At 59.6% G+C, this 26,637-nt stretch carries 25 protein-coding genes and 1 tRNA gene; 10 read left to right on the top strand and 16 right to left on the bottom strand.

Annotated features, from left to right (window positions below):
- Window positions 1-27: 27 nt before the first annotated feature.
- The 11 genes from FVE66_RS03060 to uvrB form a co-directional block, all read right to left on the bottom strand.
- Entirely contained in the window at window positions 28-1,629 is a 1,602-nt protein-coding gene (locus tag FVE66_RS03060; protein ID WP_151445898.1) for an esterase/lipase family protein, read from the bottom strand.
- Between the two features lie 265 nt (window positions 1,630-1,894).
- Window positions 1,895-2,098 carry a Fe-S cluster assembly protein IscX gene (iscX, locus tag FVE66_RS03055; RefSeq protein WP_151445897.1) on the bottom strand — a complete coding sequence of 68 codons (204 nt, stop codon included), beginning with the start codon at window positions 2,096-2,098 and terminating at the stop codon, window positions 1,895-1,897.
- Between the two features lie 11 nt (window positions 2,099-2,109).
- Window positions 2,110-2,448: an ISC system 2Fe-2S type ferredoxin gene (fdx, locus tag FVE66_RS03050; RefSeq protein ID WP_151445896.1), complete on the bottom strand. Its 339-nt coding sequence runs from the start codon at window positions 2,446-2,448 to the stop codon at window positions 2,110-2,112.
- An 86-nt stretch (window positions 2,449-2,534) separates the two neighbouring features.
- Window positions 2,535-4,400 carry a Fe-S protein assembly chaperone HscA gene (gene hscA, locus FVE66_RS03045; RefSeq protein ID WP_151445895.1) on the bottom strand — a complete coding sequence of 622 codons (1,866 nt, stop codon included), beginning with the start codon at window positions 4,398-4,400 and terminating at the stop codon, window positions 2,535-2,537.
- Between the two features lie 11 nt (window positions 4,401-4,411).
- Window positions 4,412-4,927, bottom strand: coding sequence for a Fe-S protein assembly co-chaperone HscB (gene hscB, locus FVE66_RS03040; RefSeq protein WP_151445894.1), 516 nt, complete (start codon window positions 4,925-4,927; stop codon window positions 4,412-4,414).
- Between the two features lie 57 nt (window positions 4,928-4,984).
- Window positions 4,985-5,308 (bottom strand): iron-sulfur cluster assembly protein IscA, encoded by a 324-nt coding sequence (iscA, locus tag FVE66_RS03035; RefSeq protein ID WP_151445893.1) that lies wholly within the window; start codon window positions 5,306-5,308, stop codon window positions 4,985-4,987.
- Between the two features lie 38 nt (window positions 5,309-5,346).
- Complete coding sequence (gene iscU / locus FVE66_RS03030; RefSeq protein WP_151445892.1) at window positions 5,347-5,760, bottom strand: Fe-S cluster assembly scaffold IscU; 414 nt, start codon at window positions 5,758-5,760, stop codon at window positions 5,347-5,349.
- 104 nt (window positions 5,761-5,864) lie between these two features.
- Entirely contained in the window at window positions 5,865-7,118 is a 1,254-nt protein-coding gene (locus FVE66_RS03025) for an IscS subfamily cysteine desulfurase (RefSeq protein ID WP_151445891.1), read from the bottom strand.
- A gap of 22 nt (window positions 7,119-7,140) precedes the next feature.
- Entirely contained in the window at window positions 7,141-7,620 is a 480-nt protein-coding gene (iscR, locus tag FVE66_RS03020; RefSeq protein ID WP_151445890.1) for a Fe-S cluster assembly transcriptional regulator IscR, read from the bottom strand.
- Between the two features lie 147 nt (window positions 7,621-7,767).
- A complete protein-coding gene (locus tag FVE66_RS03015; protein WP_151445889.1) occupies window positions 7,768-8,556 on the bottom strand; it encodes a uracil-DNA glycosylase family protein in 789 nt (262 codons plus the stop codon).
- A 51-nt stretch (window positions 8,557-8,607) separates the two neighbouring features.
- Window positions 8,608-10,701, bottom strand: coding sequence for an excinuclease ABC subunit UvrB (gene uvrB, locus FVE66_RS03010; RefSeq protein WP_151445888.1), 2,094 nt, complete (start codon window positions 10,699-10,701; stop codon window positions 8,608-8,610).
- 140 nt (window positions 10,702-10,841) lie between these two features.
- Between uvrB and FVE66_RS03005 the strand changes: the two genes are divergently transcribed.
- The 5 genes from FVE66_RS03005 (at window position 10,842) to FVE66_RS02985 (ending at window position 13,735) form a co-directional block, all read left to right on the top strand.
- Window positions 10,842-12,056 carry an amino acid aminotransferase gene (locus FVE66_RS03005; RefSeq protein WP_151445887.1) on the top strand — a complete coding sequence of 405 codons (1,215 nt, stop codon included), beginning with the start codon at window positions 10,842-10,844 and terminating at the stop codon, window positions 12,054-12,056.
- 104 nt (window positions 12,057-12,160) lie between these two features.
- A tRNA-Asn gene (locus FVE66_RS03000) sits at window positions 12,161-12,236 on the top strand.
- Window positions 12,237-12,378: 142 nt separating this feature from the next.
- Window positions 12,379-12,669 carry a nucleotidyltransferase family protein gene (locus FVE66_RS02995; protein ID WP_151445886.1) on the top strand — a complete coding sequence of 97 codons (291 nt, stop codon included), beginning with the start codon at window positions 12,379-12,381 and terminating at the stop codon, window positions 12,667-12,669.
- Window positions 12,666-13,034 (top strand): HepT-like ribonuclease domain-containing protein, encoded by a 369-nt coding sequence (locus FVE66_RS02990; RefSeq protein WP_151445885.1) that lies wholly within the window; start codon window positions 12,666-12,668, stop codon window positions 13,032-13,034. Before FVE66_RS02995 ends, FVE66_RS02990 begins: the two co-directional genes overlap by 4 nt.
- A 191-nt stretch (window positions 13,035-13,225) precedes the next feature.
- Window positions 13,226-13,735: a hypothetical protein gene (locus FVE66_RS02985; RefSeq protein WP_151445884.1), complete on the top strand. Its 510-nt coding sequence runs from the start codon at window positions 13,226-13,228 to the stop codon at window positions 13,733-13,735.
- Window positions 13,736-13,938: 203 nt separating this feature from the next.
- Here the strand turns inward: FVE66_RS02985 and FVE66_RS02980 are convergent, their stop codons facing one another.
- A complete protein-coding gene (locus FVE66_RS02980; RefSeq protein WP_151445883.1) occupies window positions 13,939-14,961 on the bottom strand; it encodes a TerC family protein in 1,023 nt (340 codons plus the stop codon).
- Window positions 14,958-15,287 (bottom strand): hypothetical protein, encoded by a 330-nt coding sequence (locus tag FVE66_RS02975; protein WP_151445882.1) that lies wholly within the window; start codon window positions 15,285-15,287, stop codon window positions 14,958-14,960. The genes FVE66_RS02980 and FVE66_RS02975 overlap by 4 nt, the downstream gene beginning before the upstream one ends.
- Window positions 15,288-15,586: 299 nt before the next feature.
- On the opposite strand from FVE66_RS02975, the gene FVE66_RS02970 reads away from it, so the two are divergent.
- Complete coding sequence (locus FVE66_RS02970) at window positions 15,587-16,432, top strand: PA4780 family RIO1-like protein kinase (RefSeq protein WP_151445881.1); 846 nt, start codon at window positions 15,587-15,589, stop codon at window positions 16,430-16,432.
- Window positions 16,433-16,615: 183 nt separating this feature from the next.
- Window positions 16,616-17,950 carry an NAD(P)/FAD-dependent oxidoreductase gene (locus tag FVE66_RS02965; protein WP_151445880.1) on the top strand — a complete coding sequence of 445 codons (1,335 nt, stop codon included), beginning with the start codon at window positions 16,616-16,618 and terminating at the stop codon, window positions 17,948-17,950.
- Window positions 17,951-18,005: 55 nt separating this feature from the next.
- Here FVE66_RS02965 and FVE66_RS02960 read toward each other — a convergent pair whose 3' ends face one another.
- Complete coding sequence (locus tag FVE66_RS02960) at window positions 18,006-19,304, bottom strand: diguanylate cyclase domain-containing protein (RefSeq protein ID WP_151445879.1); 1,299 nt, start codon at window positions 19,302-19,304, stop codon at window positions 18,006-18,008.
- Between the two features lie 200 nt (window positions 19,305-19,504).
- Between FVE66_RS02960 and FVE66_RS02955 the strand changes: the two genes are divergently transcribed.
- Entirely contained in the window at window positions 19,505-20,161 is a 657-nt protein-coding gene (locus FVE66_RS02955) for a GntR family transcriptional regulator (RefSeq protein ID WP_151445878.1), read from the top strand.
- Window positions 20,162-20,203: 42 nt separating this feature from the next.
- Here the strand turns inward: FVE66_RS02955 and FVE66_RS02950 are convergent, their stop codons facing one another.
- Window positions 20,204-21,184: a Bug family tripartite tricarboxylate transporter substrate binding protein gene (locus tag FVE66_RS02950; protein ID WP_151445877.1), complete on the bottom strand. Its 981-nt coding sequence runs from the start codon at window positions 21,182-21,184 to the stop codon at window positions 20,204-20,206.
- 407 nt (window positions 21,185-21,591) lie between these two features.
- On the opposite strand from FVE66_RS02950, the gene ald reads away from it, so the two are divergent.
- Window positions 21,592-22,707, top strand: coding sequence for an alanine dehydrogenase (gene ald, locus FVE66_RS02945; RefSeq protein ID WP_151445876.1), 1,116 nt, complete (start codon window positions 21,592-21,594; stop codon window positions 22,705-22,707).
- A gap of 115 nt (window positions 22,708-22,822) precedes the next feature.
- Here the strand turns inward: ald and FVE66_RS02940 are convergent, their stop codons facing one another.
- A complete protein-coding gene (locus tag FVE66_RS02940; protein ID WP_151445875.1) occupies window positions 22,823-23,239 on the bottom strand; it encodes a hypothetical protein in 417 nt (138 codons plus the stop codon).
- A 212-nt stretch (window positions 23,240-23,451) separates the two neighbouring features.
- Between FVE66_RS02940 and FVE66_RS02935 the strand changes: the two genes are divergently transcribed.
- On the top strand, window positions 23,452-26,463 hold the full coding sequence (locus FVE66_RS02935) for a chemotaxis protein CheB (protein ID WP_151445874.1): 3,012 nt from the start codon (window positions 23,452-23,454) through the stop codon (window positions 26,461-26,463).
- Window positions 26,464-26,637: the final 174 nt, after the last annotated feature.

Genomic DNA, 26,637 nt, shown 5'->3' with positions numbered 1-26,637 from the left:
TTTTTCATTCGATCTCCGGGACCGGCATCAATCGTCCGCGCCCACATTCCACCCCGAAGCGATCAGCCTCACCGCGCCCTTGATCCCGGGCGCGGCATCGGTCCCGAACGGAATCGATACTTCTACCCTGCCCTTGTCCAGCACCACTGCCTCGACCTCGGTATCGGCCACGCTCACCCCGCTGCCCTGCCACGCATACTTCACCCGCCACGCCTCGCCGGCATTGCGCGGCGGCACCAGTTCGATCACCAGCGAATCGCGGAACAGGTACCCGCCCTCATAGTGCTCGTTGATCCACAGCTTGCGGTCAATCTCGTAGTCAGGCACGCGCACGCCCAGCGTCATGCTGTAGGCCAGCGAGCGGCGCTTCGGATTGACCCGCGCGCTATTGGCCAGGAACACCGATGACACGAACAGCGACTGATTGTTGGCGCGATCGGTCATCCATGCCTTGTGCATCAGGCAGGCGACCGAGTCCTCCTCGGCCGTGCGGCGGGTCAGGTACCACAGCTTGCCGCGCGGCGAGGCCATCACCTCGAACTGATACAGCGCATTGATCTCTTGCCCCTGCTTCTCCTGCTGCTCGACCGCATCCGGCAGGCGGATCTGCTGCACATCCAGCCACAGGTCTACCCGCACGTCGCCAAACAGGAAGCGCGTCAGGTTCTGATAGGCCTCTTCACTGTTGACGATCCCGAAATAGCCGGAATGCGCGCGATATGCATAAGCCTTTGCGCACGGCACGCCCTTGCCCTGCGTCTCGCTCCAACCATGCAAGGTGGCGTTCTCTATCCGCACCAGGCCATCGCTGCCATGGCCGACAAAGGTGCGCGCCAAGCCGAACGCGACTTCGTAATCGAGCCGATTGGAGCCCACCATGCAGAACACGCGCTCAGGTGGAAAGCGGTCTTCAGAAATCCAGTCGACCCGGCCAGTTCCCGACCAGGCACGTTCGACATTCAGGTACCGAGCCATCTTGTCACGGTTGAAGTTGTTGATGTCGGCCCTGGCAAGCCAGCCGGGGACATTGATGCCGGCGACGTCGATACCGTTGTGCGGCGTGGCGTAACTGAAGAACTTGTCGACCAGTTGGTGGGCGTTGCCGGTGTCGAGTTGCGGATTTTGCAGGAAAGCGCGACACACCAGGCCGCCCATCGAATGGGCCACCAGATAGCAACGGAAGGTGTCAGGAGTCAGCTTGTTGTCCGGATTGGCACAGGCCAGGTCGCGAACGCGCAGGATCAGCTTGCCGAGCTGCGTGGCGAAAAGTTCGATTGGCGGCAGTTCGCCGGTACCGAGCAAGCGCGATGCTTCATCGTAGTAGCGGAAGATGATGATCGAGCGGCGCGCGATCCGGTTATCGGCATTTTCCGCCCATTCGGGGTCCATGATGTCGTAGCCGTCCTCGTACACATCCTGGTAGCCGAAGTCGGAGACCAGCCTGAGCAGCGGCGATTCGAAGATGTACTTGCGGGGCGGCCGGTCCCGCTCCGGCACGGCGCGATAGACGGTGGAACCGAGGTTGAAGCCGCAGAAGGGGTCGGCGGTGGTATCGTCGATCTCGGCTGCGCTCATCGCGTAGCCGCGGACATAGATGATGGGCTTGAACCGGGCGTTCTTGTCTGGCATGGCTGCCTCCCTGACGGTGCGGTGGGTGTCAGGGAACGATAACGCCGGTGGCCGCGGGATCAGCAGGGCAGGGACCTGACCCAGTTCAACATAGTCGAAAAATCAGGAGACGTACGTTAATAGTCTGGGGGAGTGTTGGGAATCGATTTCGAGGTAGCGGAAACTCGCTACGATAGCTCGCTCCCTTTCAAGGGGAGGGAGCATTCTTGGCGTGCGGCGTAGGGAGCCTTCCCGGCGTGCTCAGCTCCACGCGCCAAACCGCCCCTTACGCGTCCGCGTCGCCCTCTTCTATCCACGCCGCCTGTATCGCTTCCAGTACCCGCTCGCCGCCGCGGGTGGGGTCATCGTCGAAGCCATCCAGCCCGAGCACCCAGTTGTGCAGGTCGACAAAGCGCACCGTCTTCGGGTCTACATCCGGATATTTGTCGTTCAGGTCTTCCGCGATTTGCGTCACATCGGTCCATCTCATCACTGCTCTCCTCAGCCGTTTTCGCGGGCGTGGTTGATCGTGTACTTCGGTATCTCGATCACCAGGTCTTCTTCACCGACCAGGGCCTGGCATGACAGGCGGGAGGTCGATTCCAGTCCCCAGGCCATATCGAGCAGGTCTTCTTCCTTTTCGAGCTGCTCGTTGAGCGAATCGAAACCTTCGCGCACGACGATGTGGCAGGTGGTGCAGGCGCAGGATTTTTCGCAGGCGTGCTCGATCTCGATGTCGTTGTCCAGCAGGACGTCGCACACCGAGCGGCCGGCTGGCGCTTCAAGGACAGCGCCTTCGGGGCAGAGGGTGGCGTGGGGGAGTACGACGATTTGCGGCACGATCTTCCTTTTGGATTCGGGGGTTGTAATGTAGCCGGCGTGACAGCCTGACCGCCTGGCGCCAAGCGCCCTGCCGGTCGGCTCGCCTAAGCCAGTTCGTCCAGCTTCTTGCCGGTCAAGGCGCGGCGCACGCTGCGGTCCATCCGGCGCGCGGCGAATTCCTCAGTGCCATGTGCCAGCGCATCCACCGCTGCCTTGATCGCCAGGTGATCGTCACCGGCCACCTTCGCACGGACGTCGGCAATCAGCTGCTCGACTGCCTGCCGCTCTTCTTCGCTGAGCAGGCTGGCATCGGCATCGAGCGCCGATTGCGTGGCCAGCACGATGCGCTCGGCATCGACCTGTTCTTCACGCAAGGCGCGCAGCTTCATGTCGATATCGGCCGACTTGAATGAATCCTGCAGCATCTGCGCCACCTGGTCGTCGCTCAAGCCATACGAGGGCTTGACCACGATCGACGACTCGACGCCGGAATGCAGTTCGCGGGCCGACACCGACAGCAGGCCATCGGCGTCGACCTGATAGGTGACCTTGATGCGGGCAGCGCCCGCCGCCATCGGCGGAATGCCGCGCAACTCGAAACGGGCCAGCGAACGGCAGTCGGTGACCAGTTCGCGCTCGCCCTGCACCACATGGATCGCCATCGCCGTCTGGCCATCCTTGAACGTGGTGAATTCCTGCGCCCGCGCGCACGGAATCGTGGAATTGCGCGGAATGACTTTCTCGACCAGTCCGCCCATGGTCTCGATACCCAGCGACAGCGGAATCACGTCCAGCAGCAGCCAGTCGTCGCCGGGAGCACGATTGCCCGCCAGTAGGTTGGCCTGGATTGCAGCGCCCAAGGCGACCACCTTGTCGGGATCGATATTGGCCAGCGGCGTCTTCCCGAAAAATTCGGCCACCGCGCGGCGCAGCTGGGGCATGCGGGTTGCGCCGCCGACCAGCACCACGCCGTCGATATCGTCGGCCGTCAGGCCGGCATCGCGCAGCGCGCGGCGCGTTGGCGTCATGGTCTTGGCGATCAGGTGCTGGGTGATCTGGACAAAGGTCTGCGCCGAAATCGCCAGGTGCACTTCCTCGCCCGATCCGAGGGCGGCGTCGATATGCGTTTCCGCCATTGTCGACAGCAGTTCCTTGGCCTCGCGCGCCTTCACCATCAGCAGCCGGGTATCTTCATCCGACAGCGGCGCCAGGTTGGCTTGCTCGATGATCCAGCAAAACAGGCGATGGTCGAAATCGTCGCCGCCCAGCGCCGAATCGCCGCCGGTTGCGAGCACTTCGAACACGCCGCGGGTCAGCCGCAGGATGGAAATATCGAAAGTGCCGCCACCGAGATCGAAGATGGCGAACACGCCTTCCGGTTCCTGGTCCAGTCCATAGGCAATGGCGGCCGCGGTCGGCTCGTTCAGCAAGCGCAATACGTTCAGGCCAGCCAGCTGGGCCGCATCCTTGGTTGCCTGCCGCTGCGCATCGTCAAAATATGCCGGCACGGTGATCACCGCGCCGACGATATCGTCACCCAGCGCATCCTCTGCGCGCTGGCGCAGCGAGGCCAGTATCTGGGCCGAGATTTCGACCGGGCTCTTTACCCCCGCAACCGTGCGCACCTGGACCATGCCGGGCGCATCGACGAAATCGTAGGGAAGGTTCTCGGCGTGGGCGATGTCCTTCAGCCCGCGTCCCATGAAGCGCTTGACCGACACCACCGTGTTGCGCGGATCGGTAGTCTGCGCGGACATGGCCTTGTAGCCAATGTGCGCGTTGCCGTCGGGCAGGTAGCGCACCACGGACGGCAACATCGGATGGCCGTCCTCGTCGTCCAGCACTTCAGGGATGCTGTTGCGCACCGTCGCCACCAGCGAATTGGTGGTGCCAAGGTCAATGCCGACCGCCAGCCGCCGCTGGTGCGGAGCCGTGGACATGCCGGGTTCGGAAATTTGCAGTAGTGCCATAGGTCGTCAGGTCAGTCCGCCAGGCTGTCGACCACACGAGCGACCTCACTGCCGAATTTTTCAAGGAACATCAGCTGGCGCACACCTTGCGCAGCTGCATCATAGTCGTCTGCTTCCAGGTGCGCGCCAACCCGCACCAGATGCTGCTTGACGGTCGCCTGCAGTTCGTCTGCCAGGTTTTCGAGCGCATCGATATTGCGCGACTGGCGCGCGTCATCCAGTGACTCGCGCCAATCCATTTGCTGGATCAGGAATTCGCGCGGCATTGCCGTGTTCGATTCGATTTCAAGGTCGACGCCGTGCAGCTCGCACAGATAGGCAGCGCGCTTGTACGGATTTTTCAGGGTCAGGTAGGCCTCGTTGGCGCGGGTGGCCCATTGCATGGCGACCCGCCGCTCCGCATCCGGCGCGGTGGCGAACTTGTCCGGGTGGACCTGGTTCTGCACCTCGCGGTACGCCTCGTCCAGCGATTGCAGGTCGAGCGAGAAACGCTGGGGAAGATGGAACAGCTCGAAATGGTTTTGCATATGACCCTGGAACGCGCGACGCCCGCACTACGCCCGCATGTCAGTGCGGGCGTAGTCTCAGATGCGGAAGCTTTCGCCGCAGCCGCACTCGTCCTTGACGTTCGGATTGTTGAAGCGGAAGCCTTCGTTCAGACCCTCGCGCGCGAAGTCGAGTTCGGTGCCGTCTACATAGGGCAGGCTCTTCGGGTCGACATAGACCTTGATGCCATGCGACTCGAACACCTGGTCTTCGGCGCTGGCCTCGTCCACATATTCCAGCTTGTAAGCCAGGCCCGAGCAGCCGGTGGTGCGCACGCCCAGCCGCAGGCCCACGCCCTTGCCGCGCCGCTCCATGTAACGCGTCACATGCTTGGCTGCTTTTTCGGTCAGTGAAATTGACATGGTTCGTTTGCCGTTCAATGAGTCAGGCGCTAACCCGGTCAGGCCGCCTGGGTGGTGCCAGCGGCCGCGGTCTCGCCGTGCCGTGCCTTGTAATCCTGCACCGCCGCCTTGATCGCGTCTTCAGCCAGGATCGAGCAGTGGATCTTGACCGGTGGCAGCGCCAGTTCTTCAGCGATCTGGGTGTTCTTGATTTCCATGGCCTGGTCCAGGGTCTTGCCCTTGACCCATTCGGTCACCAGCGACGACGAAGCAATTGCCGAACCGCAGCCATAGGTCTTGAATTTCGCATCCTCGATCACGCCGTCGGCGCCGACCTTGATCTGCAATTTCATGACGTCGCCGCAAGCCGGCGCGCCGACCATGCCGGTGCCGACGGTTTCGTCATCCTTCTGGAAGGAACCGACGTTGCGGGGATTTTCGTAGTGGTCGAGTACTTTGTCTGAATAGGCCATGGTGTCTTCCTGTGATCTGGTGTTTCGCTATTTTGGCGGCGGAGCCGGGTTACGCTGCGAGAACCCGCCCGGCATGCCGCCTGCATTGCTACGTCCTGTATGCCTTAGTGGGCTGCCCACTGGATCTTGCTGATGTCGATGCCTTCCTTGTGCATTTCCCAAAGCGGCGACAGTTCGCGCAGCTTGCCGACCTTTTCCTTGATCAGGCGGATCGTGAAATCCACGTCCTCTTCGGTGGTGAAGCGGCCGAAGGTGAAACGGATCGAGCTGTGCGCCAGTTCGTCACTGCGGCCAAGCGCCCGCAATACATAAGATGGTTCCAGGCTGGCCGAAGTACAAGCCGATCCGGACGAAACCGCAATGTCCTTGATCGCCATGATCAGCGACTCGCCTTCCACGTAATTGAAGCTGACGTTGAGGTTGTGCGGCACACGGTGTTCCATGTCGCCGTTGATATAGACCTCTTCCATCTCGGTCAGGCCCTTGGCCAGCCGTGCATTCAGTGCGGCGATGCGCTTGTTCTCTTCATCCATCTCCAGCCGGGCCAGGCGGAAAGCCTCGCCCATGCCGACGATCTGGTGGGTTGCCAGCGTGCCCGAACGCAGGCCGCGCTCGTGGCCGCCGCCATGCATCTGCGCTTCGATCCGCACACGCGGCTTGCGACGCACGTACAGCGCGCCGATGCCCTTCGGACCGTAAGTCTTGTGCGCGGTGAAGGTCATCAGGTCGACCTTGGTCTTTTGCAGGTCGATATGCACCTTGCCGGTCGCCTGGGCAGCGTCGCAATGGAAAATGATGCCCTTCTTGCGGCACAGTTCGCCGATTTCGTCGATCGGCTGGATTACGCCGATCTCGTTGTTGACCAGCATTACCGACACCAGGATCGTGTCCGGACGCATGGCTTCTTCCAGCTGCTTGATCGTGATCAGGCCGTCGTCCTGCGGTTGCAGGTAGGTCGCCTCGAACCCTTGGCGCTCCAGTTCACGCACCGTATCCAGCACAGCCTTGTGCTCGGTCTTGACGGTGATGATGTGCTTGCCACGGGTCTTGTAAAAATGCGCCGCGCCCTTCAGCGCCAGGTTGTTGCCTTCGGTCGCGCCTGAAGTCCAGATGATTTCACGCGGGTCGGCATTCACCAAGTCCGCCACATGCTGGCGCGCTTCCTCGACCGCTTGTTCCGCCGTCCAGCCATACATATGGCTGCGCGATGCCGGATTGCCGAACTGCTCGCGCAGGTAAGGAATCATCTTGTCGGCCACGCGCGGATCGACCGGCGTGGTTGCCGAGTAGTCGAGGTAAACCGGGAAATGCGGAGCCTTCAGGGTATCCAGCAGGCTTTGCGTCAAGGGTGCGTTCATTGTTTTCACTCCACTTCGATATTCAGGCTGCTGCCGTGTTGTTCGGACGGTGCATCTTGACCACCGACTGATCGTTGCTCTTTTGTTTCTGCTGCTCGACCAGGTCGCGCAAGGAAACGGAATCCAGGTAATCCACCATCTTGGCGTTCAGGGTTGCCCACAGGTCATGCGTCATGCAACGCGTGCCGTGTTCTTTCGGATGGCTGCCACAATTTTCCTTGCCGCCGCACTGCGTTGCATCGAGCGGCTCGTCGACTGCAATGATGATGTCCGCCACCGTCACGTCTTCCATCCGCCGCGCCAGCGTATAGCCGCCACCCGGACCGCGAACCGAATCGACGATCTCGTGCCGACGCAGCTTGCCGAACAGCTGTTCCAGGTACGACAAGGAAATTTCCTGCCGCTGGCTGATGCCGGAAAGCGTCACCGGCCCTTTGTCCTGGCGTAGCGCCAGGTCAATCATGGCGGTGACGGCGAACCGTCCTTTCGTTGTCAAGCGCATTGCAAGCCACCCCGTTAAGAATTTGAACTCAGGCCGAATTCAACCTGAATTCCCTACCAATTTGATCAAGTATAGCAAAGCCGACTGATCTTGTCAGGTATTGGGCAGCGCGAATGTCAGGACAGCGCCTTGCAACTAGCCATTATTTCACAGCGGGGCGCTTGCCGCACGCCGCTGCAGCAGGTGCAGGGGGCGGAAGAAGGCATGCATTGCCGGGTTGGCGATGAAGGAGATGTTGTACGGGTGTTCGGCGGTGATGCGGGGGAAGTTGCCGATGCCATCCAGCGCCGATACCAGTTCAGCCACCTTGCCCCAGAGAACCAGTGTCGGCGGCGACTGCTCCTGCCTCTCCCCCAGCGCCGTCAGGACCGCCTGGAAAAAGGGACGCCAGGCGCGGCCATCCTTCATTGGCGGGACCTCGGGGCGGTAGACCAGCGTGGCGTTAAGCAGCAGGAAGCCGTGCTCGTGCAGCGATTCCTGCAGTTCGGTCAGCGACTGTATGTAGTTGTTGCCGGCGGCCCGCGCCTTCTGCGAGGCGGCGGCCAGCGGCTCGCCGGTGCACTGGTCGGGGCTCAGGGTGCCGTCGCAGACCAGCAGCATCTTGATGAAATTGCGTAGCGAGGTGGCGCGGTTGACCCTGGTGGACAAGCCCTTCTCCGACCACAGCTCCTTGACCGCGCCGTCCATGAAGCAGACGCCGGTGGCGCTTTCCGGGCGCGGATAGGGCCCCTCTCCGACCAGCACATACCGCACCTGGTCCAGTGGCTGCCGGAAAGCGGCGAACAGCCGCCCGCCGTTGGGCAGGTAGTCGCTATCCTCAAGGCCAGGAAGATAGGAGGGGTCCGCAGCGTCCACCGCTTCGAGCCCGCGGGTCAGGATGGAATGCCAGGAAGGATGGGCGAGCCGGAGGGCGTCAACAAGCGAGGAAGGAATCATGGGCCCGTATTTTATTCCTTCCCGCATGTGCCAGGCAGCAATACGCCCTGCTCAGCTCCCCGTGATCGAACTCACATTGTCCGACCCCGGCGCGCCGAACAACTGCTCCTTCAGCACATGCAGTTGGTCGCGCACCTGGGCGGCCTTCTCGAACTCCAGGTTCTTCGCATGGTCGAGCATCAGCTTCTCCAGCCGCTTGATTTCCTTGCTGGCCTGCTTCTGGCTCATCGACACATAGGTCGCCTTGTGCTCGGCAACCGCCAGCTCCAGCCGCGCCTCTTGCGGACTGTAGACGCCGTCAATCAACTCGCGGATTTCCTTCTTGATGCCCATCGGCGTAATGCCGTTGGCTGCATTGAACGCAATCTGCTTGGCACGCCGGCGCTCGGTCTCGTCGATCGCGCGCCGCATTGAATCGGTGATCTTGTCGCCATACAGGATGGCAGTGCCGTTCAGGTTGCGCGCCGCCCGCCCTATGGTCTGGATCAGGCTGCGCTCGGAACGCAGGAAACCTTCCTTGTCCGCATCCAGGATCGCCACCAGCGACACCTCCGGCAGATCCAGCCCCTCGCGCAGCAGGTTGATCCCCACCAGCACATCGAAGGTACCCAGCCGCAGGTCGCGCAGGATCTCCACCCGCTCCACCGTATCGATATCGCTGTGCAGGTAACGCACCTTGACCCCGTTGTCGCTCAGGAATTCGGTCAGCTGCTCGGACATGCGCTTGGTCAGCGTGGTCACCAGCACCCGGTCGCCGGCCTTGACCCGCACCGTGATTTCCGACATCAGGTCATCCACCTGCGTGCTGGCCGGCCGCACGATCACCAGCGGATCCACCAGTCCGGTCGGACGCACCACCTGCTCCACCACCTGGTCGGCATGCGACATTTCATAATCGGCCGGCGTCGCCGACACGAACACCGTCTGCCGCATCTTCTTTTCGAATTCATCGAAACGCAGCGGCCGGTTGTCCAGCGCCGAAGGCAGGCGGAAACCGTAATCCACCAGGTTCACCTTGCGCGCGCGGTCGCCGTTGTACATGCCGTTCAACTGCCCCAGCAGTACGTGCGACTCGTCCATGAACATCAGCGCGTCCGGCGGCAGGTAGTCCACCAGCGTCGGCGGCGGATCGCCCGGCTTGGCACCGGTCAGGTGCCGCGAATAGTTCTCGATGCCCTTGGTGAAGCCGATCTCCTGCAACATCTCCAGGTCGAATCGGGTGCGCTGCTCGATGCGCTGCTCCTCGATCAGCTTGTTCTGCGACCGGAAAAATTCCAGCCGCTCGCGCAACTCTTCCTTGATCGAATCGATCGCATTCAGCACCGTCGCCCGCGGGGTCACGTAATGCGAACCCGGATACACGGTAAAGCGCGGGATCTTCTGCCGCACCTTGCCGGTCAGCGGATCGAACAACTGCAGGTTCTCGATCTCGTCATCGAAGGTCTCCACCCGCAACGCCAGTTCCGCATGCTCCGCCGGGAAGATATCGACCGTATCGCCGCGCACGCGGAAAGTGCCACGAGAAAAATCCACCTCGTTGCGGCTGTACTGCATCTGGATCAGCTTGGCCACCAGGTCGCGCTGGCTGACCTTGTCCTTGGCGCGCAGCGTCAGGATCATCTTGTGGTATTCGTTCGGATTACCGATACCGTAGATCGCCGACACTGTTGCCACGATCACCACATCGCGCCGCTCCATCAGCGACTTGGTGCACGACAGGCGCATCTGCTCGATGTGCTCGTTGATCGAGGAATCCTTCTCGATGAACAAGTCGCGCTGCGGCACATACGCTTCCGGCTGGTAATAGTCGTAATAACTGACGAAATACTCGACCGCGTTATGCGGAAAGAACTCCCGGAACTCGCTGTACAGCTGCGCCGCCAGCGTCTTGTTGGGGGCGAACACGATCGCCGGGCGTCCGAGACGCGCGATCGTATTGGCCATGGTGTAAGTTTTTCCCGAACCCGTTACCCCCAGCAGCGTCTGGAAAAACAAGCCGTCCTCTATCCCTTCGACCAGGCGATCGATTGCCACCGGCTGGTCGCCGGCAGGGGGAAATGGTTGATAGAGCTTGAAGGGGGAGTTCGGGAAGGTGACGATTTTCGATTCGTCGATGCCGCTCGGCACTTCCGATAGTTCAGCCATTGATTTGCGACCTTTGGTAAAATGCCGGGTTGCGTCCGGTGCAAACCGCTCGATGAATCGAGCAGGAATTTGCCCCGTCCCCAACCCGCTCGCCATCCCCGGTTTTCCCCGGGACGCAGCGAATTTTTCATACTATCACGATGAACGCACCCACTCCCGCAGCCCTGTTTTCCGCCGTCGAGATGGCGCCCCGCGACCCCATCCTCGGGATCACCGAAGCCTATGTGGCCGACAAGAACCCGAACAAGGTCAACCTTGGCGTCGGCGTCTACTACGATGAAAACGGCAAGGTGCCGCTGCTCAAGTGCGTGCAAAAAGCAGAAGCGCTGATGACCGAGCAAGCGCTGCCACGTAACTACATTCCCATCGACGGCCTGGCCGCATACGACAAGGCTGTGCAAGAGCTGGTATTTGGTGCCGACAACCCGGTAATTCAAGAAAAGCGCGCGATCACCGTGCAAGCCATCGGCGGCACCGGCGCGCTCAAGCTCGGCGCCGATTTCCTGAAGCGCCTGATGCCGCAATCGCAAGTCTGGATCAGCAACCCCAGCTGGGAAAACCACCGCGCGCTGTTCGAATCGGCCGGCTTCGTGGTCAACAGCTACCGTTACTACGACGCGGCAACCCGCGGCGTCGACTTCGCCGGCATGCTGGCCGACCTGAAGGCCATGCCACAAGGCGGCATCGCCCTGCTGCACGCCTGCTGCCACAACCCGACCGGCGCCGACCTCAGCACCGAGCAGTGGGATGAAGTGATCAAGGTCGTCAAGGAAAAAGGCCTGGTGCCCTTCCTCGACATGGCCTACCAGGGCTTTGGCGACGGCATCGCCGAAGACGGCGCAGTCGTTCGCCGCTTCACCGAAGCCGGCGGCCCGCTGTTCGTATCGAACTCGTTCTCCAAGTCGATCTCGCTGTACGGCGAGCGCGTCGGCGCCCTGTCGATCGTGGCCGCTGACGCCGCCGAAGCAGCCCGCGTGCTGTCGCAAATGAAGCGCGTGGTGCGCACCAACTACTCCAGCCCGCCGATGCACTCGGGCCAGGTGGTGGCCATGACCCTGACCAATCCGGAACTGCGCAAGACCTGGGAAGAAGAACTGGCCGGCATGCGCGTTCGCATCAAGGAAATGCGCAAGCTGCTGGTGGAAAAGCTGAAGCAGAAAGCGCCCGCCCACAATTTCGATTTCGTCATCAAGCAGCGCGGGATGTTCTCGTACTCCGGGCTGACGAAGGAACAAGTTGGACGTCTGCAGGCCGAATACTCGATCTATGCGATCGACACGGGCCGCATCTGCATCGCCGCGCTGAACACAAAGAACATCGACTACGTCACTGACGCGATTGCGAAGGTGCTGTAAGAGGTTGATGAGTACGGGGACCCTGCTGCGAACAAAGAATTTGTGTTTTTTCGCAGCAAGGTTTTGACAATCCAAGCTGTTGTCCCCTATAATCTCATCTCTGTTCCCTGATAGCTCAGTTGGTAGAGCGACGGACTGTTAATCCGCAGGTCCCTGGTTCGAGTCCAGGTCGGGGAGCCACAGAATTTGAAGCCCTCACGTGAAAGCGTGGGGGCTTTTTCTTTTGGCAGATTCAAATTCGCATCAGGATAAAGCCCGCCACCATTTCTTCCGTTATGCGGGAGTTGCGTCAACCCGGGAAGACCTAGATAATTTCCGGACCATGAGACCATCAACCGCATTGCACAAGCACCGCCAGGCGATCCAACAGATCGTCCGGAGTCACAATGCGACCAACGCACGCGTTTTCGGCTCGGCCGCCCAAGGCATCGATACCGAAGACAGCGACCTGGACATCCTGATAGACCCGACTTCCGAGACCTCATTGTTTGACATCGGCGCAATCAGGCGTGAGCTCAAAGCGCTTCTGGGCGTGAGGGTGGATGTAGTCACGCCAAACGCGCTACCTGACTCATTCAGGGACAAGGTCGTTGCTGAAGCGAAACCGATATGACCCGCAATGAGCAGCGGCTTGAGGACTACGTTGACCACATTCTGACTGCCATACAACGGATAGAGCGCTATTGCCTCGATCTGGACGAATCCGGTTTCAAATCAAGCGAGTTGATTCAGGATGCCGTGATCCGCAATTTTGAGATCATCGGCGAAGCCAGCAACAACATCGATCGCAGGTTCCCTGAATTTCTGGCGAAATTTCCCGAGCTGCCGCTGATTGACGCATACGAAATGAGAAATGCGCTGGCACATGGGTACTTCAAAGTCGACCTGAAAATACTGTGGTCGACCATTGAAAAAGATCTTCCGAATCTTTTGAAACAGCTCGCCTCAATCAGGGATGCTACCTGGCCGAAGGCATAGCCGAATTTTTCTCCGCTTGGCGACCAGCACAGTAGGCTCCACCATGGGGGTGCCAGATCTAACGGCTACTGGCGAAACGTGACGAGTGAGGGCGTGCCAATAGTCAAAAAAAACAATGCCCTATTTCAACTGCTAATCCAACAAAAAGACAGTAAAATCATAGCCTTACAAACGGACGCGACACTCTCCCGATGCAGAATCCATCGCCGCCAGTGACCGTTAATCGGCTCATCCAGCAAGCCCTAATTAAGATAGGTCGAAACCTGCTAGCCTTTCAGCGTATCGAGGCCTGCCTAAAAATTGTCACGCCTTACCTGACACCGACCACGGGCAATTGCACTGCGCCTCCCGAGCTCGACGTACAGCGACTTCTCGCGGATAAGCAGGTGCTCGGCATACTGATACAGCGTCTAAAAGATGGAACTAAGACAGAGGACAAAGTTGCGTTCGAGTTGTATTTGAAGGGCGTACTAGATCGCAGAAACGAGCTGATCCACCACTTCTTGTGCCGCCATGACGCGGCGCTCGATTCGAAAGAAAAGTGTAGGTCCGTGATTAAGTACCTCGACGAGCAGAACGACTTTATTCAGCCAATGGTCGCGCTTGCGGAAGGCTACCTAAGGGGGTTTTCTTTCTCGCTCGATTTGGCGGCATCTCAAACCGAGGGTGTGACAGGTTCGGCGGTTCTTGGCGAAGCGTGACGAGTGAGGGCGTGCCAATAGTGAATAGACACGGTTCATTGGCACAACTGTTAATCCGCAGGTCCCTGGTTCGAGTCCAGGTCGGGGAGTCGATTCAAAAACAGTCTATCCAACTTTGGATGGCGGCGATGGCCAGGCCACGCTTGATTACTGATGCCTTTGCGGCCCCGCATGCCGCACCTCCAGGGCTTGTAGCCCCTGTCTCACTTTTCTTCCGTAGATCCGTCGTCTCGCTTGGGACTGAACGGAAACGCTGTTCCTGCCTTGCCGGTTCTGGCTGGTATCCGCAGCGATAACAACATGGTGACCGCAAGCGTCGTAATCGTGAAGCCCAGAGACCAGACGATCGGTACTTTGTAGATATCTATAAGCAGCATCTTGATGCCGATAAAGCCCAGCACAATTGCCAGTCCGTACGAGAGCAGATGAAACCGCTCATGCATGCCTGCAAGCAGGAAATACATCGCTCGCAGACCAAGGATCGCAAAGACATTGGATGTGAGCACAATGAACGGATCCGTCGTAATGGCAAAAATGGCGGGGATTGAGTCCACCGCAAACACCAAGTCCACAATTCCAATGAGCAGAATTACCACGAACAACGGCGTGGCCATTTTTACGCCATCGGTCACCGTGAAGAATTTTTCATCGTCGTAGTTGGGCGAGAGCTTCATGTGCCGCTGAATCCAGCGAAGTGCCGGATTATTCCCAAGGTCAGGCTCTTGACCTGCCGCCCACCACATCTTTATTCCGGTGAACAACAGGAATGCGCCGAACACATACATGATCCAGTGAAACTGGGAAATCAGCCAAGCTCCGATAAAAATCATGATGGCGCGCAAGACTAAAGCGCCCAGAATTCCGATCATCAAGACCCGCTTTTGGAAAGCTGACGGCACAGCGAAGTAGGTGAATATCATCAGGAAGACAAAGATATTGTCGACCGCTAGCGCCTTCTCTACCAAATAGCCGGTAATGAACTCAAGTGCCTTGGCGTCCGCAAGTTCTCGGGAAATGGGGTCCGGTCCAGTACCGCCAAGATACCACCACAGCCAGCCGACAAATAGAGACGACACAGCCACCCAGACAAGTGTCCAGATGGTCGCTTCTCGCATGCTGACGGTATGCGAACCCTGACGATTTAGAGCTAGAAAATCGATCGCAAGGGCGATCAAGACAAACACCAGAAACTGTGTCCACAATAAAGGGGTACCGATGGAAATCATCCCGAGGAGCCTCTCAACCCAAACCGGCAACGCTTGGGTAGCAAATTCGTTGGGATCCTCACCAGTCTTGCTGCCCGGGTAACAATAAATGGGGTCAGACTCGATATAAACGCGTTTATATCGAGTCTGACCCCATTTATTTTAGGGTTGGCGGCCGCCTTTTGCTCAAGCTGCGCCACCACGTCGATCTCGCGCATCGGCGTCACAGGCACGGCCTCTGGTGCAGCCGGACTCGCGGGCGTAGCCGGCGTGTTCATCGTTTCCTCGACCTTGTTGCTACCGGCATCGAAACCCAGCTTTTCCAGAATCTTGCTGAAAAATCCCATGGCTACTGCTCCTGTAAGTGGATGCAGCCCTGCACCTTGTGGGGCCGCCGGGATAGGCAGGATCTCTTGCACCGGGTCGCGCTACCATGGTACGCAAGGGTTCTATCGAGCCGGTGACAAAAGTCAGCCCGCGTCGACTTTCCGGAAGAATGGGAACAAATGGGGTCAGACTCGATATGAACGCGTTTATATCGAGTCTGACCCCATTTGTTCCAACGAGACTTGGGCCGTGCGCAAGCCGAATACCGCTGGATGGTACTATCCGCCCTCCGCCACCTTGCCGCCGCAGCCCCCACCAGATGAAAGTCCCGAAACGTCTCCAGCCCCTGATCGAAGAGGGTCTGGTGGACACAGTCCTGCGCCAGCTAATGAGCGGCAAGGAAGCCACTGTCTATGTCGTGCGCTGCGGCGACGACATCCGCTGCGCCAAGGTCTACAAGGAATCCAGCCAGCGCAGCTTTCGGCAGGCTGCGTCCTACCAGGAAGGTCGCAAGGTAAAGAACAGCCGGCAGGCGCGGGCGATCGAAAAAGGGACCCGGTACGGCCGCAAGACGCAGGAGGAAGCCTGGCAGAACGCCGAAGTCGATGCGCTCTACCGGCTGGCCGCCGCAGGCGTACGCGTGCCTGTGCCGTATATCTGCTTCGAGGGCGTGCTGCTGATGGAACTCGTCACAGATGGCGAAGGCCATGCCGCGCCACGCCTGAATGACGTCGAGCTCAGTCCCGAACAGGCACGGGCATTCCACGCACAACTGCTGCACCAGGTCGTGCTGATGCTGTGCGCCGGCATCATCCACGGCGACCTTTCGGAATTCAACATTCTTGTCGATGCGAACGGCCCGGTCATCATCGACCTGCCCCAGGCCATTTACGCGGCCAGCAATACTGAAGCCGGCGCAATGCTGGAGCGCGATGTCGCCAACCTGAACGCCTGCCTGGGCCGTTTTGCTCCCGAGCTTGCGAACAACCAGTACGGCAAGGAAATCTGGGCGCTGTACAGCGCCGGATTATTGCGGCCCGATACGGTGCTGACCGGCCATGTTGCGCCGGAAACCCGGTCGGCCGATGTGGGTGCGGTGCTGCACGAAATTGAGATCGCACGGCAGGAAGAGGAAGAGCGGCAGCGGCGCCTGCATCAGGACTGAACGGGCGGATAAATCGGTTTCATATCGAGTCTGACCCCGGATCGCCCCCGCTCGTGCATTCTCGCGTTAAGATTCGCCCGCTCCATTCGACAAGAACAGGAGCAGCCTGCTTTCGAGGCATTGGAGCTTTGCTCCTCGTATGCGCCGACAGGTCTTTCACAACATATCGGAGTCTCCTTTTAAATGACAACCGCACGCCGTTCCCTGCTCAAGGGAGCCGCAGCCCTGGCTGCGCTTTCCGCCGTCCCCCTCCCTGCCCTGGCCCAGCCCTTCCTGTTTTCCCCCACATCCGAATTGATGCCCAAGGGCAAAAAGCGCCGGGTTGTCGTGCTGGGCGGCGGATGGGGTGGACTCTCTACCGCCAAACATCTGCGCCAGACCGCTCCAGACCTGGAAGTCGTCCTGGTCGAGAAAAATCCGATCTTCTGGTCCTGCCCGCTCAGCAACAAATGGCTGATCGATGTGGTGGACACGCAGTTCCTGGTTCACTCCTACACTGGCCCGGCCCGCCGATGGGGCTATACCTACATCCAGACAGAGATCACGGACATTGACCGTGATAAAAAACGCGTGCATACGGCCCAAGGTCATCTGGACTATGACTGGCTGGTCGTATCTGCGGGCATCCGCGTGAGCTATGAGCCCTGGTTTGGCAATGACCGGAAGGCCATTTCGCACACGCTGACCCATTATTCAAGTGCCTATGTCCCGAGCGCCGAGCACCTGGCACTGAAGCAGAAGATCAAGTCATTCAAGGGCGGCACTTTTGTCATGACCTTGCCGCCCCCGCCGCATCGCTGCCCGCCCTCTCCGTACGAAAGGGCTTGCCTGATCGCCGCGTATTTTCAGCGGAACAAGATCCCGGCAAAAATCCTGATCCTGGATCCGAAGCCGAGGATTGCTCCGATCGGCGCCGGATACAAACTGGCCTTTGAAGACTTGTACGATGACATCATCACGCATGTGCCAAATGCGCGCGTCAAGGAACTGGACCCGTTCAATCGCGTGGTAAAGACCACCGCGGGCGATTTCAAGTTTGATGACGCGATCTTCATGGGCCACCATCAGGCTGCAGACCTGGTGTGGAAGATGGGAGCGATCGGCAAGACGCCTGACGGCAAACCCAGCACTTGGGCAGCCGTTCATCCGGAGTATTACAACCTGAAAGATGATCCGAACGTTTTCGTGATTGGCGATAGCGTGGGCGCGGTTTCTCCACAGTTCGGGCATTATCCGAAGAGCGGCCATGTGGCCAACCGGATGGGGCGCAGTGTGGCGCAATACATCGCTCAGCAGGCCAAAGAGCAAGCCATGAAACCGGTCATCATCGACAACCTCTGCTACATGCTGGTCAATACCGAGCCGCTGGAGGCCATCAGCGTCCAGTTCGACTACAAAATGGGGCCCGAAGGTCATCTGATCCAGACCCAGGTCGATGACCACGAGCGGCGCAAGCAACTCTGGGAAGAAGACCTGCGTTGGTACGCGACCATGATTGAAGACTTCGCTGCCGGCTAAGGAGCGATCTCCCCCGCCCGTAGCCATGAGCATTACCCGAATCCCCGGGTAATGCTCAGCCCTGGAGCCGGGCCCTTTTGTCCATGTACATCGCCCTGTCGGCTTGATCCAGCAGCTGCTCGGTTTCAATGCCGTCCGGCGGACACAGGGCGATTCCGATGCTCGCCACGATCACCAGGATCGAATCATCGACAACGATCGGATGACTCAGCGCGGTCCTGATCTTGCCTGCTACGAGCTGCGCGTTATCCATGCAGGAGATCTCCTCCAGCAGAACCACAAACTCGTCGCCACCGATCCTGGAAACCAGGTCCGATTCACGCACACAATTCTGTAATCGCGTAGCAACCTCGCGAAGCACCAGATCACCCACCCCGTGCCCCAGCGAGTCATTGACCTCCTTGAAATCGTCGACGTCGAGGTAAAGCAAGGCGAGTTGGCTCTTCTTGCGGCGGGATCGTGCCAAGGCCAGGCTCATCCGCTCGTGGAAAAGGCGCCTGTTCGGCAGGCCTGTCAGCTCGTCATATCGAGCCGCCTGCAGGAGTTCGGCATGCAATTGCTTGCGTTCGATCGCCCTGGCTATCTGCGAGGAGACGAAATTCAGTAATTCGGTATCTTTTTCGCCGTAGGGCGTGCAGCTGCTCAAGATCAGAACCCCAATCGTCTCGTTCGGTGTGATCAGCGGCATCGCCAGGCAATACTCTTCGCTGCCGGCCAAGACCTCACCGGGCAGCAGCATCGGATTGCCACTACGGAATACCTCGGCGCAATAGGTGCTCGCCGCCTCCTCGTCAAGAACGCGCGAGCTGCCATTCCTGTCCAACTGGCACGGGAAGGCAAGCCGCCCGGATCGCCGATCAAGGATCGCCACCGCAAACCCGGCGACCGGCATGAGTTCTGCCGCTATTTTGTAGATTTCCTTGAACAGAGCCTGGAGATCGGTCGCGTTCTGCGCGGCTTCCGAAATGGCATAAATCGCGGATTGCCTCGCTTCTGTGCGCTTCAGTTCAGTGACATCCCGCGCCACGCCTATCCGCATCTGGTCGGCTTCGGACCACTGCACAGACCACATGATATGCACCGGCTTACCGTCTTTCCGGATGTAGCGGTTTTCGAAACCGATCCTCGGATGCCCGGCCATGACATGCTTGGCCTCTTCCAGGGTCCTCGCCCGGTCTTCCGGCATGACGAACTCGATCATGGGCTGGCCGATCAACTCGTCAGGCGTATAGCCGAATATTCGCTCGCAGGCCGCATTGACGTGAACAACCCGCCCCTGGACATCGACCAGAAGCACGGCATCGAGCAGGAGGTCGACGTAATTGTTCAACAAATTGTGCGTCTCTCTTTCCATGCGGAAAGAATACCATTTCAGCGGCGCCGGCTTGATGCACCCCGTATATCTACCATTCGGGGCTGGCAAAGGAGGATGGGCGGCCAGAAAACCGCATGTCGTATGGCAGCTGATGTTGAAGCACTGGTTGACCCCGCACAACTAGTCAACTAGCATTTAGCACTCAATGCAATGCGATTTTTTTCTCTGACAAGCGACTTATGCTGCCCATCCAATCCCCTGCCGACATGGCCTATATCAGGATCAAGCAAGCCATTCTGGATTTGACCTATCGGCCGGGAGAAAAGCTATCCGAAGTCCGCCTGGCAAGCGATCTGAATGTCGGCAGGTCACCGATCCGAACCGCCCTGGCCCGCCTGGAAAGCGAGAACTGGGTACGGGTCATGCCGCAGAGCGGCACGTTTGTCCGTATGCTGGAAGCAGCCGAACTTGAAGAACTTTCCGAGTTGCGAGGTGTGCTGGAGGTACATGCGACGCGTACGGCAACCACCAGGCTGACTGCCGCCCAGCTTCAGGAACTGCGCAAGATGTTCGACAAGCTCAAGCGCAAGCCCCTCGAAAACCATATTCCCGAATTTACCGCGCTCGATACCCGCTTTCATTCCACCATCTACGAGGCAGCGGGTAATCGCCGCATTCAAGCGATTCTTTTGAACCTGAAGGATCAGATCAGCTGGGTGCGGGCAGTCACCGCCACGCTCCCCGGCCGGGTCACCGAGTCGCTGCGTGAAATGGACGACATCTTGAGCGCGATGGAGCGGCGGGATGAGGATTCTGCCGCAGCCGCAATGGCACGGCATATCGGGAAAATCGCCGAGACATTCAAATCCATGCCCTCTTACCCACAAAGCAGGTGATGGCCAGTCCCGCATCTGAGCCCCGAACTTCAGCCCCGATTTTTACTCCAGCTGCCGTATATTCCCTTCCTTCACGATCTTCGCCCATTTGGCATTCTCTGACTGAATGAATGCGCCAAATTGTTGCGCACTGCCGGGCATCGGCTCGCCGCCGATCGCCAGCAAGCGCGCCTTGAGCGCCGGGTCGTTCAGCGACAGCGCCAGGTCTGCGCTGACCTTGTTGATGATCGCGGCCGGGGTGCCAGCCGGGGCTGCCAGGCCTACCCATGAATTCGCTTCATACCCGCGCACTCCCGCTTCGGCAATGGTGGGCAGGTCTGGCACCAGCGCGGATCGGGTGCGGGAAGAAATCCCCAATGCCCGCAGCTTGCCACTCTTGACGTGAGGCAGCGCCGACGGCGAGTCGGCAAACATCACCTGAACATGGCCGCCCAGCAAATCGGCGATCGCCGGCGCGCTGCCTTTGTACGGCACATGCAGCATTTTCACACCGGTCAAATTGCAGAACAGTTCTGCCGCCATATGGGTTCCCCCTCCCGCGCCGGAAGACCCGTAGGTCAGCTTGTTCGGATTGGCTTTGGCGTAGGCAATGAGGTCGGTTACCGAAGTAAAGGGGAGCGAGGGATTGGTGACAAGGATGATCGGAAATGCGGCCACCATGCCGACCGGCGCGAAATCCTTTTCCAGGTTGTAGGGCATGTTGGGTTTGAGCGCCGTCAGGATCGAATGATTGATGGCGACCAGCAGGAAGGTATAGCCGTCCGGCGCAGCCTTGGCTACCGCCTGCGCACCGATAATGCCGCCCGCGCCCGCGCGGTTCTCCACGATGACGGATTGATTGAAGTGGCTCGACAAGCCTTGGCCGGCGATGCGCGCCGCCACATCATTTTGCCCACCGGGCGGATAAGCCACGACGATTGTGACGGGCTTTTCCGGGTACGCGGCGGCATGGGCACCTGGCAATACCGTGCTGGCCGCAATTCCGGCGGCTGCTGCGAGAAACTGTCTGCGCGTCCTTGTCATTTTTTTCTTGTCTCCTGGTCTTTGGCCACCGTTGGTGGCAGTGACAGGACACTGCGCAAACACCAGTACGGTTCGCCTTGCCCCATGCGATCCAATGAATTGGCAAGCGCACGCAAACTGGACGACTAGATATTAGTTGACCAGTTTTTGGGTGTCAAGGATGCCCATTGACGACAGGAATTCACGCCCTCGCCCCTCTGTCTCGACCTGCAAATTTGTTGCAGGACTCCTGCTCTTCGACAGCCACCAGCAACAGGCGCATCAGTCCAAGCTGCGCGATGCAGAACCTGGAACGGGCGGCGACAGGCAGTGATATGGCTCCAATCCGTGTACGCTCGAATGACGCACAATGACGATGCCAGCATGCCCGCCGATAGCACGGCCAGATGAACCATACGGAGCAATCCATGCGGATCGGAGTCCCCACAGAGATCAAGGCCCACGAGTACCGGGTCGGCCTGACGCCCGCAAGCGCACGGGAGTTCGTCGCGCACGGTCACCAGGTACTGGTTCAGACCGGCGCCGGCACTCCGATCGGCCTGACCGACGCACAGTACGAGGCTGCAGGCGCGCGCATCCTGCCCGATGCGGCGTCCGTCTTTGCCCAGGCACAGATGATCGTGAAGGTAAAGGAACCGCAGCCTTCGGAGCGCGCCATGCTGCAGCAGGGCCAGATTCTTTACGCCTACCTGCACCTGGCAGCAGACCCGGCACAAGCCGCTGATTTGTTGAAGTCGGGCGCCATCTGCTTTGCCTACGAGACCATTACCGGTCCCGGCGGCGGCCTGCCCTTGCTGGCGCCGATGAGCGAGGTCGCGGGTCGCCTGTCGATCCAGGCGGCGGCGGCTTGCCTGGAGAGACCCAGCGGCGGCATGGGCGTGCTGATCGGCGGCGTCGCCGGCGTGCCGGCGGCACACGTGGTCGTGCTAGGCGCGGGGGTGGTCGGCACCCACGCCATGCAAATGGCAGTTGGCCTGGGTGCGCGCGTGACCGTCATTGACAGGAACCTTGACCGGCTGCGCCAGCTCGACCTGGCCTTCGGCAACCGGATCTCCACCAGCTATTCGACCTCGACCGCCATCGAAGAGGCGATTCGGGCTGCGGACGTGGTGATCGGCGGCGTGCTGTTGCCCGGCGCCGCCACGCCCAAGCTGGTTTCTCGCCAGATGCTTGCCTCGATGAAGCCAGGAAGCGTGATCGTCGATGTCGCCATCGACCAGGGAGGCTGCTTCGAAACCTCGCATCCGACGACCCACGCACAACCCACCTACGTGCTGGAGGGTGTGGTCCATTACTGTGTCGCCAACATGCCCAGTGCGGTCGCCAGGACCTCGACCCTGGCACTGAACAATGCAACCCTCGCGCATGGACTGGCGCTGGCCGACAAGGGATGGCGCGCGGCCGTCGAGCAGGACGTTCACTTGCGCAATGGGCTGAACATCGCCATGGGCCATGTGACCTGCGAAGCGGTGGCGAAGGATCTGGGCTACCAGCATGTCGCGCCGCTGGCGCTGGACGCCTGAGCCAGGATGAAACAAGCGGACAAGTTCATGTACGAGAACAAGAAGCATCGCCGGCGCTGATTCCGCTCGCGGCGGCAGCGTGGCCAAGCATTGCCTGCATTCAGGGGATCCCTTGCTACTTGACCCGGCGACTCTTCAAATTGACGACTTCCGCCATGATTTCAATGGGCTTGCCAGTCGTGCGCAGCAAGTTCAGATGCTCCACCACCGACTGCAGCGCCAGGACAAGCTCATCATAATCCGGTGCTTGAGCGTATTCGATTTTCTTGACCTCGATTCCATCGACTACAAAAAGCGCCTTTTCGACATCGACCAGGCAAAGCCGTAACCACGCCACTGTCGGCTGCTCGAACGACATTACGTTCATCAACAATGCCCCGATCGCATTGGAGAATTGAATTTTCTGCCAATCGCTCATGGACGTGTTCAGTCGAGCGAGTTCGCGTGAGATCAATCCAATTATCTTGATGCGCGTGGCCTCGATGGCCTCAAGGTCAGACACTTCCGACATCAACTCTCTAAGAAGAAACATTGCTGCCCCCATGCATTACGCCCATTAGCAATTGTCCTCCCGGCTAAGGAATCGATTCCCAGATCTGAATCAAGTCTACGCCGAAGCATTTTTGAACGGTAGCCCACAGCAAGCAGAAAATTCAAGGTTGCAAACGGGCACTTGCGGACGCAAGCGACCGATACCATAATTTATGCACTACACTTGCAAGCTTGACCATCTGAAGCTTTGCCATGGACGAACCGAATTCCGACACGCCGTACAACGAAAATTCCGTTCGTCGCCCCTTCCCCATCGTCGGGATCGGCGCTTCCGCAGGTGGACTACAGGCGATCATCCGCTTGCTGGAGCGCCTCCCGGCCGATTCCGGCATGGCGTTCGTCGTGGTGCTGCATCTGTCCCCCAAGCATGAAAGCATTGCCAATGAGGTTCTGCAGCGCGCGACGCGCATGCCGGTGTTGCAGGTCATGCAGCCAGTTGCCATCGAGGCGAACCACGTTTATGTCATTCCGCCCAACCGCTACCTTGTCATGAGCGATGGCATGCTGCGGGTCGAGCCGCAGGAACGGCCGCGTGGCCAGAATATTGCCGTCGATATTTTTTTCCGGACACTGGCCGATACTCACCTCGATCGCGCTATCGCCGTCGTGTTGTCAGGCACCGGCGCCGACGGCGCAATGGGCGCAGCGCGGATCAAGGACCAGGGTGGCATCGTGATTGCCCAGTCGCCAGAAGATGCCGAGCACAGCGGCATGCCCGAAGCCGCCCTCAATAGCGCCGACTTCGTGCTGCCCGTCAACGAGATCCCGGACAAGCTGCTTGAAATCTGGCGCAATGCGCAAAAGATAAACCTGGCGCACCCGACAACTGGTAGCACCGACAATCTCGATGTCCGTGTTTCAGCAGCCCCTGCATCGCTCGAAAAGGTCGAGGTCAATCTGGGTACGGTCATTGCCCTGCTGCGGTCCAGCACCGGGCATGATTTCCGCCACTACAAGCGCGCCACTGTACTCAGGCGCATCGAACGCCGCATGCAAGTGCGCGGAACGGTGACGCTTGCCGAATATTGCCAACTGCTGAAAAAAGACAGCAACGAGCCGGCCGCATTGTTGAAAGACATGCTGATCGGGGTCACAAACTTTTTTCGCGACCACGAGGCCTTCGAAGCACTGCAACGCGACGTAATTCCCGAAATTTTCCGCGGCAAGGAAGGCACCGACCAGGTGCGGGTCTGGGTGCCCGCCTGTTCCACCGGCGAGGAACCCTATTCGATCGGGATGCTGCTGATCGAGCACGCAACGCTGCTTCCCAAGCCACCGGAAATCCTGGTAATTGCCTCCGACATTGACGAACGCGCTATCGCCATCGCTCGTGCCGGCATCTACGCAGGCGCCATCGTGACCGAGGTGTCGCCCGGCAGGCTGCGGCAATTTTTCAGCCGCGAGGAAGAACGGTACCGGATCCGCAAGCTGGTGCGCGACAGGATACTGTTCGCGGCCCACAACATCCTGCGCGATCCGCCGTTCTCACGGCTCGATCTGATCTCCTGCCGCAATCTGCTGATCTACCTGAACCGCGACGTCCAGACCCAGGTCCTGGAGATGTTTCACTTCGCGCTGAATCCCGGCGGCTACCTGTTCCTGGGCAGCTCGGAATCGGCAGATGTAGTCAGCAACCTGTTCACCCCGGTCGACAAGAAGAACCATCTGTATCGCGCCAAGTCAGTGTCGCGCCAGAGCCGCACGGTGCCGACTTTTCCGATCTGGCGCGATATCGTCCCGCCAAAAGTCATCGGCCAGCCAAGAGCCCGCAAGCACGATTTTTCCATTGCCGAAATTCACCAGCGCGTGCTGGCGCAGTTTGCGCCGCCCAGCGTGATCGTCGACAGCGACGCCAACATCGTATTCATGTCGGATCAGGTCGGCCGTTTTCTGCGGCATGTCGGCGGCGAGCCATCGCGCAATATCGTTTCACTGGTGCTGCCGGAATTGCGGCTGGAACTGCGCACCGCATTGTTCCAGGCACAGAACATCAGCAAGGGCATGGAAGCGCGACGGGTAGAACTGGAGCGCGGCGGCCACCGCTATTGCGTCAACATGATCGTTCGTCCCTTTCACGACAATGACGCCGAAGCCGACCTGGTGCTGATCACCTTCGATGAGGTCGAACAGAGCGCGCAACCGGCCATGCCGAAGACCGCGGATGGCAAGGATCCGCTGTTGCATCAACTGGAAGAAGAACTCCAGCGCACCAAAGAGCAATTGCAGGACACGATCGAGCAATCCGAAGTGGGGACCGAAGAACTGCGCGCCTCCAACGAAGAACTGCAGGCGATCAATGAGGAGTTGCGCTCTGCGACCGAAGAGCTGGAGACTGGCAAGGAAGAATTGCAATCGGTGAATGAAGAGCTGATCACGGTCAATTACGAGCTCAGGAAAAAGGTCGAGGAAACCAGCAAGGTCAATGACGATCTGCGCAATCTGATTACCTCGACCGACATCGCCACCCTGTTCGTCGACCGCGGCATGCGCATCAAGCGCTTCACGCCGCGCGCCAACGATATTTTCAGCATCATTCCCAGCGATATCGGCCGCTCCCTGCTCGACATCACGCATCGTCTGGAGTACCCGCAACTCGCCGACGACATAGCGTCCACGCTTGAGACCTTGCAGCCGGTTGAAAGAGAATTGCCCAGCAACGACGGCCGCTTCTATATCGTCCGCTTGCTTCCTTATCGCACGATTGAAGACAAGATCGACGGCGCAGTGATGACCTTTTTCGACATCACCCGCCGCCGCAAGGCAGAGGAGAACCTGCGCTTCGGCGAAGAGAGCATGCGGATGATGGCAGAGAGCACCAGGGATTACGCCATCATCACGTCCGACCTGCAAGGCATGGTGAGGACCTGGAACAGAGGGGCGCAGCTCATTTTTGGCTACACCGAAGCAGAAATGCTGGGACAAAGCGCCGACATCCTGTTCCTGCCGGAAGACAGGCAAAAAGGCATTCCCCAGGAAGACATGCGGCGTGCCCGCGAGGAAGGCCGGGCCGAGGACGAGCGCTGGCATTTGCACAAGGACGGCAACCGCCTGTATTGCAGCGGCGTGCTCACCCCGCTGCTGTCGGTCGATGCAGACGACAACATTGACCATGGCGCGGACGCCTTGCACGGTTACGCCTGGATCTTGCGCGACGAGACCCGCCGGATGCAATCTCGCGACCAGCGCGACGCGACCCACTCCTGACGCAGCGACCTCCGTTCCGGCAATGAAGGCCAACCTCATCCTGAAATGGGTGGCGCGGCTGGCCTCCGCAATTCGGGACCGATCACGGCACAGCGCGAAGTAAAACAGCATGGCCAATCGGGCGCGCCGGCGCATTGCGCGACAGCGCTTTGGCGCCTCGCGCCAGATCGGAGT

It is taken from the genome of Lacisediminimonas profundi, from assembly GCF_008831265.1.
Taxonomy (GTDB): domain Bacteria; phylum Pseudomonadota; class Gammaproteobacteria; order Burkholderiales; family Burkholderiaceae_D; genus Lacisediminimonas; species Lacisediminimonas profundi.
Note: the sequence above shows the minus strand (reverse complement) of the source record. Positions and strands in the feature narration are given on the sequence as shown.